Origin of the sequence: Streptomyces sp. AC512_CC834 (genome assembly GCF_019049325.1) — a bacterium.
Classification (GTDB): Bacteria; Actinomycetota; Actinomycetes; order Streptomycetales; family Streptomycetaceae; genus Streptomyces.
In genome coordinates, this window is sequence record NZ_JAGMUO010000030.1 from 107234 (window position 1) to 122796 (window position 15563).

Here is a 15563-nt window from a genome sequence, read left to right on the forward strand (position 1 = left end):
TAGCGGTGTTCGGCCGACGCGCGGGTAAGGTCTGCGCCTGTGAGTGGTACTTCCCCAGGTCTTCAGCCTCCCGCCGACGCCGTGAAACCCGTACGGCACCCCGACGCACCCGCCCCCGGCGAGCTGCTCGGCGCCCACTACGGCCAGTGCTTCGGCTGCGGCGGCGACCAGCCCCACGGACTGCACCTCCAGGCGCGGGCGGGTGACGGCGTGTCGATCACCGCCGAGTTCACCGTACGGTCCGCCCACCAGGGCGCCCCCGGCCTGGCGCACGGCGGCGTGCTGGCCACCGCCCTGGACGAGACGCTGGGCTCGCTGAACTGGCTGCTGCGCACGATCGCGGTGACCGGACGGCTCGAGACCGACTTCCGGCGGCCGGTGCCCGTCGACACGACGCTGTACCTGGAGGCCCAGGTGACCGCGGTGGCCGGCCGGAAGATCTACTCCACCGCCACCGGCCGGATCGGTGGGCCCGACGGTCCCGTGGCCGTTCGCGCGGACGCCCTCTTCATCGAGGTCAAGGTCGAGCACTTCGTCCACCACGGCCGTGAGGAAGAGATCCGCGCCGCCATGGACGACCCCGACCAGGTCCGCCGTGCCCGCGCCTTCGAGGTGAACCCGTGAGCCGTGCCGACCATGCCGACCATGCCGACCATGCCGATCGTGCCGACCTCGAGGTGCTGATCCGCCGCGTCGACCCCGACGTACCGCTTCCGGCGTACGCCCGGCCCGGCGACGCGGGGGCCGATCTGCGCACCACCGTCGACTGCGAGCTGGCGCCCGGTGAACGTGCCGTACTGCCCACGGGCGTGTCTGTGGCGCTCCCGGACGGGTACGCGGGGTTCGTGCACCCACGTTCCGGACTGGCCGCCCGCTGCGGCGTCGCCCTGGTGAATGCCCCAGGGACGATTGATGCCGGGTACCGTGGGGAGATCAAGGTGATCGTGGTGAATCTCGACCCGCGCGAGACCGTGCGGTTCGAGCGCTTCGACCGGATTGCCCAACTGGTCGTCCAGCAGGTCGAGAGGGTCCGCTTCCGTCAGGTCGCGGAGCTTCCCGACTCGGCGCGGGCCGAGGGGGGCTTCGGGTCCACCGGCGGCCACGCCGGGTTGGACCGTGGAAGCGGCACAAGCGGTCAGGTCGCCGAGGGCGGCCCGACGGGTGGGAATCGATACGCTTCGGTCGTATCCGACCGGGAAGGACAGTGACGTGTTCGGACGTCGCAAGAAGAAGGATGCCGCCGAGGACGCGGCCGGCGAGACCGAGCAGGTCGTCGACAGCGTCGACACCGAGGAGGAGGCGGGCGAAGAGCGCGAACGGGTGCGGCTCGAGCCCGAACCGCGGCCCGACGGACCCTGGGACAACACCGAGGTCCGCGACCCGGCCGAGGGCCGGGTGGACCTCGGAGGCATGTTCATCCCCGGGGTCGACGGCATGGAACTGCGGGTGGAGGTCGCGGGCGACGCGATCGTCGCCGCGACCGTCGTGCTGCGCGACAGCGCCATCCAGCTCCAGGGCTTCGCCGCGCCCAAGCGCGAGGGCATCTGGGGCGAGGTGCGCGAGGAGATCGCCTCCGGCATCACCCAGCAGGGCGGCATCATCGACGAGGTCGAGGGTCCGCTGGGCTGGGAGCTGCGGGCCCAGGTCCCGGTGCAGCTACCGGACGGCAAGAGCGGCTTCCAGGTCGTGCGGTTCGTCGGAGTGGACGGACCCCGCTGGTTCCTGCGCGGCGTGATCTCGGGCCAGGGCGCGGTGCAGCCGCAGGCCGCCGGTCTGCTGGAGCAGATCTTCCGGGACACGGTCGTGGTCCGCGGCGAGGGTCCGATGGCCCCGCGGGACCCGCTCGTCCTGAAGCTGCCGAACGACGCGCAGATGGTGCCCGAAGGCGTCCAGCAGGAGGAGGGCTCCCGCTTCGCCGGCGGCATGGGCCAGCTCCAGCGCGGACCGGAGATCACCGAGGTTCGCTAGGTACCGAGGTTTGCCAGGTGCCCAGGTGCCCAGGTGCCCAGCGACCCAGGTACCCAGGTCCGTCAGGTAAAGACTCTGTACGGTTTTTCGCCGTACGCGCGCCATGAGGGCCGCGTCCCCAGGGGGACGCGGCCCTTTGCCGGTCACCGGTGATCCGGCCCCGGCCGTTGAATGTGTCCCCCTTCGCTGGTGATACTGGCGCCCGGTTTACGCGGGGGAGGACACATGAGCCAGGTGGTCACCGAGACCATGGTGCGCGTCGAGGACGTGCGGAAGTCGTACGGCCGGGACACGGCCGCCGTACACGCGCTGCGGGGCGTCTCCCTCGAGGTGCCGCGCGGTGAGCTGGTCGCCCTCAAGGGGCGGTCAGGATCGGGGAAGACCACGCTGCTCAACATCGTCGGCGGTCTCGACGTACCCGATGCCGGACGGGTCGAGGTCGACGGCCGGAATCTGGCGGAACTGGACGAGGACGGGCTGCTCGCGCTGCGCCGGGACCGGGTCGGCTTCGTCTTCCAGTCCTTCGGGCTCATCCCGATCCTCACCGCCGCCGAGAACGTGGGCGTGCCGATGCGCCTGCGCCGGGCCGCCCCGCGCGAACGCGAGGAGCGTGTCGAGCTGCTGCTCTCCCTCGTCGGCCTCGCCGACCACGCCGCCCAGCGTCCCGGTGAGCTGTCCGGCGGGCAGCAGCAGCGGGTCGCCATCGCCCGCGCCCTCGCCAACGACCCCGCACTGCTGATCGCCGACGAGCCCACCGGCCAGCTTGACGCGGAGACCGGCCACGCCGTGATGGAGCTGCTGCGGGCCGTCGTACGCAGCGAACAGGTCACCGCGCTGGTCGCCACCCACGACGCCACGCTGCTCGACCTCGCCGACCGGGTGCTGGAGCTGCGGGACGGCGAGATCGTCGAGCAGTGACGCCGCGGGCGTCAGAGTTCCGTCAAAGACGACCGGCACCGCGCCCCCGCCCCCTTTTGTCGCGATTGTGGGCCGTAGGGTCGACGCTGCGCAATCAGCGGTGACCGGAAGACAATGAGGCCATGGGACGCGGCAAGCTTCGGATCTACCTCGGTGCGGCACCGGGCGTCGGCAAGACGTACGCGATGCTGTCCGAGGCGCACCGGCGCGTCGAACGGGGCACCGACTGCGTGGTGGCCTTCGTCGAGCACCACGGCCGAGCGCGCACCGAGGTGATGCTGCGCGGCCTGGAGCAGGTGCCGCGCCGGGAGTCGGCGTACCGCGGCACGGTGTTCACGGAGCTGGACCTGGACGCGGTGCTTGCCCGGAGGCCACGGGTCGCGCTGGTGGACGAGCTGGCCCACACCAACGTCCCCGGCGTCCGCAACGCCAAGCGGTGGCAGGACGTCGAGGAACTGCTGGCCGCCGGGATCGACGTCGTCTCGACCGTCAACATCCAGCACCTGGAGTCGCTCGGCGACGTCGTGGAGTCGATCACCGGCGTACGCCAGCGGGAGACCGTGCCGGACGAGGTGGTGCGCCGCGCCGACCAGATCGAACTGGTCGACATGTCGCCGCAGGCGCTGCGCCGGCGCATGGCCCACGGCAACATCTACCAGCCGGACAGGGTCGACGCGGCCCTGTCCAACTACTTCCGCCCCGGCAACCTCACCGCCCTGCGGGAACTGGCGCTGCTGTGGGTGGCGGACCGGGCCGACGAGTACCTCCAGCAGTACCGCAGCGAGCACCGCGTCTCGAAGATCTGGGGCTCGCGCGAACGCATCGTGGTCGGCCTGACCGGCGGCCCCGAGGGCCGGACGCTGATACGGCGGGCTGCGCGCCTCGCCGAGAAGGGCGCCGGCGGCGAGGTGCTGGCCGTGTACATAGCCCGCAGTGACGGGCTGACCTCGGCCTCCCCGAAGGAGCTGGCCGTGCAGCGCACCCTCGTGGAGGACCTCGGCGGCACCTTCCACCACGTGCTCGGCGAGGACATACCGGCCGCGCTGCTCGACTTCGCGCGCGGCGTCAACGCCACCCAGATCGTCCTCGGCTCCTCACGCCGCAAGGCCTGGCAGTACGTCTTCGGCCCCGGCGTCGGTGCCACCGTCGCCCGGGAGTCCGGCTCCGACCTGGACGTCCACATCGTGACCCACGAGGAGGTTGCCAAGGGGCGCGGACTGCCGGTGGCCAGGGGAGCGCGGCTGGGCCGTTCCCGGATCGTCTGGGGCTGGTTCGCGGGCCTGGGCGGGCCCGTACTGCTGACGCTGCTGCTCAGCACCGTCCACCTCGGGCTCGCCAACGACGTGCTGCTCTACCTGGCGCTGACCGTGGCCGCCGCCCTGCTCGGCGGGCTGTACCCGGCGCTCGCCTCGGCCGCGGTCGGGTCGCTGCTGCTGAACTGGTTCTTCACGCCGCCCGTCAACCGGATCACCATCGCCGACCCCAGGAACATGCTTGCGCTCGCCATATTCGTGGGCGTCGCGCTCTCCGTCGCCTCGGTCGTGGACGTGGCGGCCCGCCGCACCCACCAGGCCGCCCGGCTGCGCGCCGAGTCGGAGATCCTCTCCTTCCTGGCCGGCGACGTCCTGCGCGGCGAGACCAGCCTGGAGACGCTCCTCGAACGGGTGCGCGAGACCTTCGGCATGGAATCGGCCGCCCTGCTGGAGCGGGAGGGCGACGTGGCGCCCTGGACCTGCGCCGGCCGGGCCGGGTCGGGTCCGCCGGTGGGACGCCCGGAGGACGCGGACGTGGACATACCGGTCGGCGACCACCTGGCCCTCGCGCTCACCGGCCGGGTGCTGCCCGCCGAGGACCGCCGGGTACTGGCCGCCTTCGCCGCCCAGGCCGCCGTCGTCCTGGACCGGCGCCGGCTGCGCGAGGAGGCCGACCGGGCCCACGCGCTGGCCGAGGGCAACCGCATCCGCACCGCTCTGCTGGCCGCCGTAAGCCATGACCTGCGTACTCCGCTGGCCGGGATCAAGGCCGCGGTGACGAGCCTCAGGTCCGACGACGTGGCCTGGTCCGAGGAGGACCGGGCGGAACTGCTCGAGGGCATCGAGGCGGGCGCCGACCGCCTCGACCACCTCGTGGGCAACCTGCTCGACATGTCCCGCCTCCAGACCGGCACGGTCACCCCGCTGATCCGCGAGATCGACGTCGACGAGGTGGCGCCGATGGCGCTCGGCGGGGTGCCCGAGGGGAGCGCGGAACTGGACATCCCCGAGACGCTGCCCATGGTCGCCGTCGACGCCGGGCTCCTGGAGCGGGCGATGGCCAACCTGGTGGAGAACGCCGTCAAGTACAGCCCCGACGGCCGAACCGTCCTGGTGGCCGCCAGCGCCCTCGCGGACCGCGTGGAGGTACGGGTCGTCGACCGGGGGCCCGGAGTGCCGGACGAGGCCAAGGACCGCATCTTCGAGCCCTTCCAGCGGTACGGCGACGCCCCGCGCGGGGCCGGTGTGGGCCTCGGCCTGGCCGTGGCCCGGGGCTTCGCCGAGGCGATGGGCGGCACCCTGAACGCGGAGGACACCCCCGGCGGCGGCCTCACCATGGTCCTCACCCTCCGCGCGGCGGGATCACCCGCGGCGCCACTTCGTCTCGCGACAGCGCAAGGCGCGACAGAGCAAAGTGCGACAGCGCAAGGCGCGACAGCGGAAAGGCAGGCCGCCCGATGACCCGGGTCCTCGTGATCGACGACGAACCGCAGATCGTGCGGGCCCTCGTGATCAACCTCAAGGCGCGGCACTACGAGGTCGACGCGGCCCACGACGGCGCCACCGCCCTCCAGCTCGCCGCCGCCCGCCACCCCGACGTGGTGGTGCTGGACCTGGGCCTGCCCGACATGGACGGCGTCGAGGTGATCCGCGGCCTGCGCGGCTGGACCCGGGTGCCGATCCTGGTGCTGTCCGCCCGGCACTCCTCCGACGAGAAGGTCGAGGCACTGGACGCGGGCGCCGACGACTACGTCACCAAGCCCTTCGGCATGGACGAGCTGCTGGCCCGGCTGCGAGCCGCGGTCCGCCGGTCCGAGCCCGTCCCGGGCGACGAGGACGAGGTGGTCGTGGACACCGCCGGGTTCACCGTCGACCTGGCCGCGAAGAAGGTCAACCGGGCCGGGAAGGACGTACGCCTGACGCCCACCGAGTGGCATCTGCTGGAGGTGCTGGTGCGCAACACCGGACGCCTGGTCAGCCAGCGGCAGCTACTCCAGGAGGTGTGGGGGCCGTCCTACGGGACGGAGACGAACTACCTGCGGGTCTACATGGCCCAGCTTCGCCGCAAGCTCGAGGCGGACCCCGCGCACCCGCGGCACTTCATCACCGAGCCGGGCATGGGGTACCGCTTCGAGAAGTAGCGGTACGCGGGCACACGGTGAGCGGGACGTGAGCCTCGCTATACCGCCCGGAGAGGATGCATGGCTGTCGGCGTGCCCCGGTACGCTTCAGATATGAGTGCTGCTCCGCGTTCCGACAAGCCGGTGGGCCGGTTCCGGCGCATGTTCGACCGGCTCTCCTCGTCACAGGAGGACCTGGAGTCGGAGGAACTGCGCGAGGACGCCGACACTGTCGGCTGCACCCGTATCGGAGACTGCCAGGACCGGCAGGTCGTGTCGGTTACTGGTACCTTGCGCACGGTCACCCTGCGACCGCGTGCGGGCGTTCCGGCCCTGGAGGCCGAACTGTTCGACGGTTCCGCCGCCTTGGACGTGGTGTGGCTGGGCAGACGCTCCATCGTGGGCATAGAGCCGGGGCGCAAGCTCATCGCATCGGGCCGGATCTCGATGAGCCACGGCCGCCGGGTGCTCTTCAACCCGAAATACGAACTGAGACCCCTCGGACGGGAGTAGCCGGTGACGTCGCTCGACAAGCCGACCGAAGACACCACAGAAGCCGACGACGCCCGGGCGGTGACGGAGGCCGCGCTGTTCGAGGCGTTCGGCGGCGTGCGGGGCATGATCGAGACGGTGCTTCCGGGCCTGCTCTTCGTCACCATTTTCACGCTCAACAACGACCTGCACATGTCGGCGATCGCGGCACTGGCCGTGTCGGTGGTGCTGGTCGTCGTCCGGCTCGTGATGAAGGACACCGTCAAGCACGCCTTCAGCGGGGTCTTCGGCGTCGCCTTCGGCGTGGTCTTCGCGATGATGACCGACAACGCCAAGAACTTCTATCTGCCGGGCATGCTCTACACCCTCGGCCTGGCAATGGCGTACATCGTGACCTCGCTGGCCGGGGTGCCGCTGATCGGCCTGATCCTCGGCCCGGTCTTCAAGGAGAACCTCTCCTGGCGCACCCGCAACCCGGGCCGCAAGAAGGCGTACACGAAGGCCAGCTACGCCTGGGGCCTGATCCTGCTCGCCAAGTCCGCGATCCTCTTCCCGCTGTACTGGTGGGCGGACACCGAGCAGCTCGGCTGGGTCCTGGTCACCCTGAAGATCCCGCCCTTCCTGCTCGCCGTCTGGCTGACCTGGGTCTTCCTCGCCAAGGCACCGGCCCCCATCGACGTGTTCGCGGAGATGGAGGCGGCAGAGGAGGCCGAGAAGGCCGAGAAGGAACGGGCGGAGCGCGAGAAGGCCGAGCGCGAGGGGATGGCGGACGAGGTGACGGCGGGCGACGCCACGGACTCCGCCCGGAGCGGCAGACACCGCAGGGACTGAGGGATTGAGAGCGTCAGGGACGGCCTGACGGCCTGAGGGCATACGGCGGTGGGGGCGTCCGGAGATCTCCGGGCGCCCCCACCGCCGTACCGATCGACCGGCTGGCCTACGCGTCAGCGCGCCGTGTCGCTCCGCCGCGCCGACAGCAGGTCCTCCAACTGCTCCTCGCGGGCCTGCGCGGCGACGAACAGCAGCTCGTCGCCGGCCTCCAGGGAGTCCTCCCGGGACGGCGTCAGCACCCGGGTACCGCGGATGATCGTCACCAGCGAGGTGTCCTCCGGCCACTGGACGTCGCCGACCTGGGTACCGGCCAGGGCCGACTCCTCGGGCAGCGTCAGCTCGACGAGGTTGGCGTCGCCGTGGCTGAAGCGCAGCAGCCGGACCAGGTCGCCGACGCTCACCGCCTCCTCGACCAGGGCCGACATCAGCCGCGGGGTGGAGACGGCGACGTCCACGCCCCAGGACTCGTTGAAGAGCCACTCGTTCTTCGGGTTGTTCACCCGGGCGACGACGCGCGGAACGCCGTACTCCGTCTTGGCCAGCAGGGACACGACGAGGTTGACCTTGTCGTCGCCCGTCGCGGCGATGACGACGTTGCAGCGCTGGAGCGCCGCCTCGTCCAGGGACGTGATCTCGCACGCGTCGGCGAGCAGCCACTCCGCCATCGGCACCCGCTCGACCGAGATCGCGGTCGGCGCCTTGTCGATGAGCAGGACCTCGTGGCCGTTCTCCAGCAGCTCGCCCGCGATCGAACGGCCGACCGCGCCGGCTCCGGCAATGGCGACCCTCATCAGTGACCGCCCTCTTCTTCGGGACCCTTGGCGAACGCCGCCTCGACCTTGTGGACCTCGTCGGTGCGCATCATCACGTGCACTAGGTCACCCTCCTGCAGGACGGTCTGCGACGAGGGCAGGATCGCCTCCCCGAGCCGGGTGAGGAAGGCCACCCGTACTCCCGTCTCCTCCTGGAGCCGGCTGATCTTGTGACCGACCCAGGACGCGGACGTGTGCACCTCGGCGAGCTGGACACCCCCGGTGGGGTCGCGCCACAGCGGCTCGGCGCCCGAGGGGAGCAGCCGGCGCAGCATCTGGTCGGCCGTCCAGCGGACGGTGGCCACGGTGGGGATGCCCAGGCGCTGGTAGACCTCGGCGCGGCGGGGGTCGTAGATGCGGGCGGCGACGTTGTCCACGCCGAACATCTCGCGCGCCACGCGGGCGGCGATGATGTTCGAGTTGTCGCCGCTGGAGACGGCGGCGAAGGCGCCGGCCTCCTCGACGCCCGCCTCGCGCAGGGTGTCCTGGTCGAAGCCGATGCCGGTGACGCGGCGACCGCCGAACGAGGCACCGAGGCGCCGGAAGGCGGTCGGGTCGCGGTCGATCACCGCGACCGTGTGCCCCTGCTGTTCCAGGGTGTGGGCGAGCGCGGAGCCCACGCGCCCGCAGCCCATGATGACAATATGCATCGCCTCACACCGCGCTTTCTGCGGGCCCGCCGGCCTTGGTGAATGTCGTGCTCATGTCTCTCTTTCGGCTCGCCTGGCGACACGTCGCGGCCGGAGTGCGGGCCGCAGGGGAACATCATGCCGGTGCGTACCGGCACTGACGCCGCTAGGGGCCCGGGAACCGGGATTCCCTGCCCGGGAAGCGCCGGGATTCCCTGCCCGGGAAGCCGGGTCCCCCGTCCGGGCCGCGCCCAACGTATCGGCAAGCCTCCAGGGCCCGCACGAGCCGTCTCACCCGCCGGCCGACGACCCCCGGCGGCAGATGCTGCGGATGCTGGCGAGCGTCAGGATTCCGAGGCCGACGAGCGTGGCGGCGCCGCCGATCAGTTCTGCGCTCAGGTGCATGGGACCTCCAGGGGCGACAGCGCCGGGAATGGGGCGGTGCCTGTCAGGTAGGCAGTCATCAGACATGTGGCAGGTAAGCAGTCATGTGGTGGCAGGTAGGCAGTCATATAGACACGCGAATCCCGTCACCTGCGGAATCCGCAGCCGCGGCGCCCCTCGAATTCACCCGTAGGGCAGACTGCGGGCGGATCGGGGGTGGCGGTGGGGCGGGCGCTCGTTCGAACGCATACGATCCTCTGTTGTGTCCAAACTGACCGACGTGCCCAAGCGGATCCTGATCGGGCGCGCACTGCGCAGCGACCGGCTGGGTGAAACGCTCCTGCCGAAGCGGATCGCCCTCCCCGTCTTCGCGTCCGACCCGCTGTCCTCCGTGGCGTACGCGCCCGGCGAGGTGCTGCTCGTCCTGTCCATCGCGGGCGTGTCGGCCTACCACTTCAGTCCCTGGATCGCGGTCGCGGTCGTCGTTCTGATGTTCACCGTGGTCGCCTCCTACCGGCAGAACGTGCACGCCTACCCGAGCGGCGGCGGCGACTACGAGGTGGCGAACACCAACCTCGGTCCCAAGGCCGGCCTGACCGTCGCCAGCGCGCTCCTGGTCGACTACGTCCTGACCGTCGCCGTCTCCATCTCCTCCGGCATCGAGAACCTCGGCTCCGCGATCCCCTTCGTCGTCGAGCACAAGGTCCTCTGCGCGGTCGCCGTGATCCTGCTGCTCACCCTGATGAACCTGCGCGGGGTCAGGGAGTCGGGCACCCTGTTCGCGATTCCGACGTACGTCTTCGTCACGGGCGTCTTCATCATGATCGTGTGGGGCGCGTTCCGCGGCCTGGTCCTGGACGACACCATGCGCGCCCCGACGGCGGACTACGAGATCAAGCCGGAACACGGCGGCCTGGCCGGCTTCGCCCTGATCTTTCTCCTCCTGCGGGCCTTCTCCTCCGGCTGCGCCGCGCTCACCGGCGTCGAGGCGATCTCCAACGGCGTCCCGGCCTTCCGCAAGCCCAAGTCGAAGAACGCGGGAAACACCCTCGCGTTGATGGGCCTGCTCGCCGTCACCATGTTCTGCGGCATCATCGCGCTCGCGTCCGCGACGGACGTCCGCATGTCGGAGAACCCGGCGACCGACCTCTTCCACAACGGCGTCGCGGTCGGCGCGGACTACGTCCAGCACCCGGTGATCTCGCAGGTCGCGGAGGCCGTCTTCGGCGAGGGCAGCTTCCTGTTCATCGTGCTGGCGGCGGCCACCGCGCTGGTCCTCTTCCTGGCCGCCAACACCGCCTACAACGGCTTCCCGCTGCTCGGCTCGATCCTCGCCCAGGACCGCTACCTGCCGCGCCAGCTCCACACCCGCGGCGACCGCCTCGCGTTCTCCAACGGCATCGTGCTCCTGGCCGGCGCCGCCATACTCCTGGTCTTCGTCTACGGCGCCGACTCGACGCGGCTGATCCAGCTCTACATCGTCGGCGTCTTCGTCTCCTTCACGCTCAGCCAGATCGGCATGGTCCGCCACTGGAACCGCCACCTGGCCACCGAGCGGGACCGGGCCGCGCGCCGCCGGATGATCCGCTCCCGCGCGATCAACGCCTTCGGCGCCTTCTTCACCGGACTCGTCCTGATCGTCGTACTGGCCACGAAGTTCACGCACGGCGCCTGGGTCGCCCTGCTCGGCATGTGCATCTTCTTCGCGACGATGACGGCGATCCGCAAGCACTACGACCGCGTCGCCGAGGAGATCGCGGCCCCCGAGGACCCGGAGGAGGCGCAGACCGACGACATGGTGCGCCCGTCCCGAGTCCACTCGGTGGTCCTCATCTCCAAGATCCACCGCCCCACCCTGCGGGCGTTGGCCTACGCCAAGCTGATGCGCTCCGACTCCCTGGAGGCGCTCAGCGTCAACGTCGACCCGGCCGAGACCAAGGCCCTGCGCGAGGAGTGGGAGCGGCGCGGCATCGCCGTACCCCTGAAGGTCCTGGACTCGCCGTACCGCGAGATCACACGGCCGGTCATCGAGTACGTCAAGAGCCTGCGCAAGGAGTCCCCGCGCGACGCGGTCTCGGTCATCATCCCCGAGTACGTGGTCGGCCACTGGTACGAGCAACTCCTGCACAACCAGAGCGCGCTGCGCCTCAAGGGCCGCCTGCTGTTCACCCCCGGCGTCATGGTCACGTCCGTCCCCTACCAGTTGGAGTCCTCCGAGGCCGCGAGGCGGCGGGCCCGCAAGCGGCAGGACTGGAGCGCGCCCGGCGCGGTCCGGCGCGGCCCGGCCCAGCAGGACCGGACGAAGGACTCCTCTTCGTCGACGTAGACTGGACGGCTGTTGTCCTTGGTCGTCGGTCTCCCGCCGTCCCGTTCTCTGGAGTCACCCCGCCATGCAGGCAGAACCGAAGAATTCGCAGGCGGAGTCGCAAGAGGCCGCACAGCCGGTGTCAGAGCCGGCCCCAAAGCCGGTCTCGCAGCCGGTCTCGCTGGTCGGCGAGGAGTACGAGGTCGAGATCGGCCCCGTCGCCCACGGCGGCCACTGCATCGCTCGCACGTCCGAGGGACAGGTGCTGTTCGTCCGGCACGCGCTGCCCGGCGAGCGGGTCGTTGCCCGGGTGACGGAGGGCGAGGAGGGGGCCCGCTTCCTGCGCGCGGACGCGGTCGAGATCCTGGACGCCTCCAAGGACCGCATCGAGGCCCCCTGCCCCTTCGCGGGCCCCGGCCGCTGCGGCGGCTGCGACTGGCAGCACGCCAAGCCGGGCGCACAGCGCCGCCTGAAGGGCGAGGTCGTCACCGAGCAGCTCGAGCGCCTTGCGGGCCTCACTCCGGAGGAGGCCGGCTGGGACGGCACGGTGATGCCGGCCGAGGGCGACAAGGTGCCCGCCGGTCAGGTCCCGTCGTGGCGCACGCGCGTGCAGTACGCCGTGGACGCCGAGGGCCGTGCCGGCCTGCGCAAGCACCGCTCGCACGAGGTCCAGCCGATCGACCACTGCATGATCGCCGCCGAGGGCGTCAGCGAGCTGGGCATCGAGCAGCGGGACTGGACGGGCATGGAGTCGGTCGAGGCGATCGCGGCGACCGGCTCGCAGGACCGCCAGGTCATCCTGACTCCCCGGCCGGGCGCGAGGCTCCCCCTCGTCGAACTGGACCGCCCGGTGTCGGTCATGCGCGTCGGCGAGAAGGACGGCGGCGTCCACCGCGTCCACGGCCGCCCCTTCGTCCGCGAGCGCGCCGACGACCGCACGTACCGGGTCGGCTCCGGCGGCTTCTGGCAGGTCCACCCCAAGGCGGCCGACACCCTGGTCACGGCGGTCATGCAGGGCCTGCTCCCGCGCAAGGGCGACATGGCCCTCGACCTGTACTGCGGCGTGGGCCTGTTCGCCGGCGCGCTCGCCGACCGCGTCGGCGACCAGGGCGCGGTCCTCGGCATCGAGTCCGGCAAACGCGCCGTCGAGGACGCCCGCCACAACCTCGCCGCCTTCGACCGCGTCCGCATCGAGCAGGGCAAGGTCGAGTCGGTCCTGCCGCGCACGGGGATCTCCGAGGTCGACCTCATCGTCCTGGACCCGCCGCGCGCGGGGGCGGGACGCAAGACGGTCGAGCACCTGTCGTCGCTGGGCGCGCGGAGGATCGCGTACGTCGCGTGCGACCCGGCCGCTCTGGCGCGGGACCTGGGGTACTTCCGCGACGGGGGGTACCGGGTGCGGATGCTGCGGGTGTTCGATCTGTTTCCTATGACCCACCATGTCGAGTGCGTCGCGATCCTTGAGCCTGCCGCAAAGGGCGCCTGACCTGTTGTTTCGCCGAGTGTGCATTATGTGCGCTGTGGGCGTTACGGGCGATATCTTGACGCATATTCGACGCACGTTGGGCCCTTCTGACGCACGTTTGACGCACGTTCTGATGGGGTGTCAGGCGTTCGTTTCCGCAGGTGACGGTGTGTCGAGTACGGCTTGAGGCGGCCCCGTCTTTACCGTCCATTGGTGAAACTGTGCTCGATATGACCCGATTTGAGGCTCAGTAGGAACGGGGTCCGTAAGGGCTCCAGTGGCCGAGGAAGGGCTTGAGGTCGTCGCCGCTGGGCTTCGGTGGGGAGGGCAGCTTCGGCGCTGCGGCGGACTCGGTGAGCTGCTGGAGCCGGGCGTCCGCGAAGGCGAGCCACGCCTCGGTCTCCGTCCTTTCCTGCCCCGGTAGCAGCGCTGCGGCGTAATCGCGTTGAATCGCCCCGGGTTCGGTAGAGACCTCAGATTGCGGTTGTGACCTGGGGTTTTGTGAGTTCCGTGTAGTAGTTGGTCTCGTACTCGACGGGTGGGACGTGGCCTATCTCACCGTGGAGTCGGCGGTGGCAGTACCAGTCGACCCACTCTGCGGTGGCCAGCTCGACCTGGGAGAGGGTCTTCCAGGGCCGTGCGGCTTGATCAATTCGGTTTTGAACAGGCCGATCGTGCTCTCCATGAGGGCGTTGCTGTGATGTATCAACTCACCGCGAACGTGGGGGTGTTCATCGCGGTCGCGCTGCCACAGTGCCATCTCCAGAGCGTCCAGGACGAGCCGGGTCTCCTTCGACGTCGCGGCGGACCAGCCGACGATGCGGCGGGCGAAGGTGTCCACGACGAAGGCGACGTAGACCACCCCGGCCCAGGTCGCCACATGCGCGAAATCCGCCGACCCAGCAGCGGTTCGGTGCGGTGGCGACGAAGTTGCGGTCCACCCGGTCCGGTGCCCGCTCGGCCTGCTGGTCCGGGATCGTGGTGATGGCCTTCTTGCCGCGGACGGCGCCGGCGATGCCCAACTCGCGCATCAGCCGTTCGACGGTGCAGCGGGCCACCGTGTGACCCTGCCGCTCGTGATGGGGAGCCGCGCAGCAAGGGGGATGGTTCTACGCGGAGGCTCCAGGGGCGATGCTCCACAGGTGAGTGCTCTGCGTCAGGGTTCGGCCGCGCGGACGGGTGATCTTGACCCGTCACCCGACCCTGCAGCAGACCCTAGGGGTTGGCGCCGGCTTTGACTGCGTCAGACCTTCTCGGCCAAGACTCGGGTGTGGTCCGCGGTGAGCATGGAGATGTCTTCGACATCGGATGTCAGGATCGTGACGCGGCCCGGATGGGCGAGCGCGGTGGCGCAGAGCATGGCGTCGATGGCGTACTTGTGGCCGTGCAGTCCGGCTGTGCGCAGCAGGGTCGCCGCCGTCTGGGCGGTGGCCTGAGTGACGGGCTCGACCCGCAGTCGGGACAGCGTCCATTTCAGCGCCGCGTCATTGATCCTGGGGTGGATCACCTCGACCAGCACTGCAGCCGAGGTGACGATGGGCCAGTCGGCATCGCGGGCGGCGGTGAGCCACTCCTGGACTTCGCGGTCGCGCTGGACGGCCTTGGCCAGGCCCTCACTGTCCAGGATCAGCGCGCCGCTCACGCGGCCGCACCGGCTCCGGCAGAGGGGGTGCCGGTGAGCCTGGCTCGCTTGGCGGCCACTGCCTCCGGATCGGCAGGGCCGTTGACGCGCTCGAAGTCGGCGATCAGTTCGTCCAGGCTGTCGCGCTCGATCTGCCGCTGCGCAGCCTTCTCCAGGTAGGCAGATACGCCCCGCTTGCCGACCCGTTCCCGGATCGCCTGCAGGGTGCCAGCGGCGAGGGAGACGGAGATTCCGCTGGTGGGCCCGTCGCCGGGGAGGAAGTCGGTGTCGTCGTCAGCCATAACGCGAGTATGGCATTTTAAATGCCATAAGGCGATATCCTGGCTGATTCTCTGCTCGCGCCTTGGCCTCCGCAGCCACGAGCTGGAGAGAGCGTCCGTGCCAGGTGGGTCGTGCGTCAAGAGATCGCACGTAGTGCCCGTAACGCACATCGAACCCGGTCCGAACTGCCCTCGGTGTGGCGCTGACCTGCGACTTTCTTTCACAAATTTTTGATTCACATGTTTCCGATGACGTCGCACGTGGGGTGCGTCGCCATTTTGGAGCCCGCGGCAAAGGGTGTCTGACCTGCGACTTCGCGGTCCGGGTGGGGTGCTTGACCTGTTTCCCTCCGTGTTGCGGGTCGAGCTGACGGATCGACCCTTGTAGGCCAGCCTGACCTGCGTGTTCATGAGGGAGGCGCTTGCACCGGCGACGCCTTCAGGGTTTCGTTCGGAAATTCTTGACGCTCAGATGACGCTCGAA

General features: G+C 70.3%; 15 protein-coding genes and 2 pseudogenes. 10 read left to right on the forward strand and 7 right to left on the reverse strand.

Annotated elements, in window-relative coordinates; genetic code table 11:
- Positions 1-39: 39 nt before the first annotated feature.
- The 8 genes from KUM40_RS12325 to KUM40_RS12360 all read left to right on the forward strand — a co-directional run bounded on the left by KUM40_RS12325 (position 40) and on the right by KUM40_RS12360 (position 7582).
- Positions 40-624 carry a PaaI family thioesterase gene (locus KUM40_RS12325; protein ID WP_217165852.1) on the forward strand — a complete coding sequence of 195 codons (585 nt, stop codon included), beginning with the start codon at positions 40-42 and terminating at the stop codon, positions 622-624.
- Positions 621-1208: a dUTP diphosphatase gene (gene dut / locus KUM40_RS12330; protein WP_217165853.1), complete on the forward strand. Its 588-nt coding sequence runs from the start codon at positions 621-623 to the stop codon at positions 1206-1208. The genes KUM40_RS12325 and dut overlap by 4 nt, the downstream gene beginning before the upstream one ends.
- 1 nt (position 1209) lies before the next feature.
- On the forward strand, positions 1210-1968 hold the full coding sequence (locus KUM40_RS12335) for a DUF3710 domain-containing protein (protein ID WP_217165854.1): 759 nt from the start codon (positions 1210-1212) through the stop codon (positions 1966-1968).
- A 225-nt stretch (positions 1969-2193) separates the two neighbouring features.
- Positions 2194-2886 carry an ABC transporter ATP-binding protein gene (locus KUM40_RS12340; protein ID WP_217165855.1) on the forward strand — a complete coding sequence of 231 codons (693 nt, stop codon included), beginning with the start codon at positions 2194-2196 and terminating at the stop codon, positions 2884-2886.
- A 122-nt stretch (positions 2887-3008) separates the two neighbouring features.
- Positions 3009-5600 (forward strand): sensor histidine kinase KdpD, encoded by a 2592-nt coding sequence (locus KUM40_RS12345; RefSeq protein WP_217165856.1) that lies wholly within the window; start codon positions 3009-3011, stop codon positions 5598-5600.
- A complete protein-coding gene (locus tag KUM40_RS12350; RefSeq protein WP_217165857.1) occupies positions 5597-6280 on the forward strand; it encodes a response regulator in 684 nt (227 codons plus the stop codon). Before KUM40_RS12345 ends, KUM40_RS12350 begins: the two co-directional genes overlap by 4 nt.
- Before the next feature lie 93 nt (positions 6281-6373).
- On the forward strand, positions 6374-6772 hold the full coding sequence (locus tag KUM40_RS12355) for an OB-fold nucleic acid binding domain-containing protein (RefSeq protein WP_217165858.1): 399 nt from the start codon (positions 6374-6376) through the stop codon (positions 6770-6772).
- Between the two features lie 3 nt (positions 6773-6775).
- Positions 6776-7582: a DUF3159 domain-containing protein gene (locus KUM40_RS12360; protein WP_217165859.1), complete on the forward strand. Its 807-nt coding sequence runs from the start codon at positions 6776-6778 to the stop codon at positions 7580-7582.
- 113 nt (positions 7583-7695) lie between these two features.
- On the opposite strand, the gene KUM40_RS12365 is transcribed toward KUM40_RS12360, so the two are convergent.
- A complete protein-coding gene (locus tag KUM40_RS12365) occupies positions 7696-8373 on the reverse strand; it encodes a TrkA family potassium uptake protein (RefSeq protein WP_217165860.1) in 678 nt (225 codons plus the stop codon).
- Positions 8373-9044, reverse strand: coding sequence for a TrkA family potassium uptake protein (locus tag KUM40_RS12370; RefSeq protein WP_217165861.1), 672 nt, complete (start codon positions 9042-9044; stop codon positions 8373-8375). Before KUM40_RS12370 ends, KUM40_RS12365 begins: the two co-directional genes overlap by 1 nt.
- Before the next feature lie 625 nt (positions 9045-9669).
- Here KUM40_RS12370 and KUM40_RS12375 point away from each other — a divergent pair.
- Together KUM40_RS12375 and KUM40_RS12380 are read left to right on the forward strand one after the other, a co-directional pair.
- Positions 9670-11733 carry an APC family permease gene (locus KUM40_RS12375; RefSeq protein ID WP_217165862.1) on the forward strand — a complete coding sequence of 688 codons (2064 nt, stop codon included), beginning with the start codon at positions 9670-9672 and terminating at the stop codon, positions 11731-11733.
- A gap of 64 nt (positions 11734-11797) precedes the next feature.
- Positions 11798-13198, forward strand: coding sequence for a class I SAM-dependent RNA methyltransferase (locus KUM40_RS12380; RefSeq protein ID WP_254394988.1), 1401 nt, complete (start codon positions 11798-11800; stop codon positions 13196-13198).
- Between the two features lie 452 nt (positions 13199-13650).
- Here KUM40_RS12380 and KUM40_RS42650 read toward each other — a convergent pair whose 3' ends face one another.
- The 5 genes and pseudogenes from KUM40_RS42650 to KUM40_RS12400 form a co-directional block, all read right to left on the reverse strand.
- Positions 13651-13785: a hypothetical protein gene (locus KUM40_RS42650; RefSeq protein WP_374227374.1), complete on the reverse strand. Its 135-nt coding sequence runs from the start codon at positions 13783-13785 to the stop codon at positions 13651-13653.
- Positions 13728-14063 (reverse strand): annotated as a pseudogene (locus tag KUM40_RS41230) (DDE-type integrase/transposase/recombinase); the annotation flags it as partial. The pseudogene KUM40_RS41230 and the gene KUM40_RS42650, both read right to left, overlap by 58 nt.
- 115 nt (positions 14064-14178) lie before the next feature.
- A pseudogene (locus KUM40_RS42655) lies at positions 14179-14238 on the reverse strand (hypothetical protein); the annotation flags it as partial.
- Between the two features lie 182 nt (positions 14239-14420).
- Complete coding sequence (locus KUM40_RS12395; RefSeq protein ID WP_217165864.1) at positions 14421-14819, reverse strand: PIN domain-containing protein; 399 nt, start codon at positions 14817-14819, stop codon at positions 14421-14423.
- On the reverse strand, positions 14816-15100 hold the full coding sequence (locus tag KUM40_RS12400; RefSeq protein ID WP_217165865.1) for a hypothetical protein: 285 nt from the start codon (positions 15098-15100) through the stop codon (positions 14816-14818). Before KUM40_RS12400 ends, KUM40_RS12395 begins: the two co-directional genes overlap by 4 nt.
- Positions 15101-15563 lie beyond the last annotated feature (463 nt).

Bases quoted from the DNA above. Each gene is read 5' to 3' on its own strand.
- KUM40_RS12380 (WP_254394988.1), top strand. From the start codon at position 11,798: ATGCAGGCAGAACCGAAGAATTCGCAGGCGGAGTCGCAAGAGGCCGCA.
- KUM40_RS12350 (WP_217165857.1), top strand. From the start codon at position 5,597: ATGACCCGGGTCCTCGTGATCGACGACGAACCGCAGATCGTGCGGGCC.
- KUM40_RS12365 (WP_217165860.1), bottom strand. From the start codon at position 8,373: ATGAGGGTCGCCATTGCCGGAGCCGGCGCGGTCGGCCGTTCGATCGCG.
- KUM40_RS12345 (WP_217165856.1), top strand. From the start codon at position 3,009: ATGGGACGCGGCAAGCTTCGGATCTACCTCGGTGCGGCACCGGGCGTC.
- KUM40_RS12340 (WP_217165855.1), top strand. From the start codon at position 2,194: ATGAGCCAGGTGGTCACCGAGACCATGGTGCGCGTCGAGGACGTGCGG.
- KUM40_RS12355 (WP_217165858.1), top strand. From the start codon at position 6,374: ATGAGTGCTGCTCCGCGTTCCGACAAGCCGGTGGGCCGGTTCCGGCGC.
- KUM40_RS12400 (WP_217165865.1), bottom strand. From the start codon at position 15,100: ATGGCTGACGACGACACCGACTTCCTCCCCGGCGACGGGCCCACCAGC.
- KUM40_RS12370 (WP_217165861.1), bottom strand. From the start codon at position 9,044: ATGCATATTGTCATCATGGGCTGCGGGCGCGTGGGCTCCGCGCTCGCC.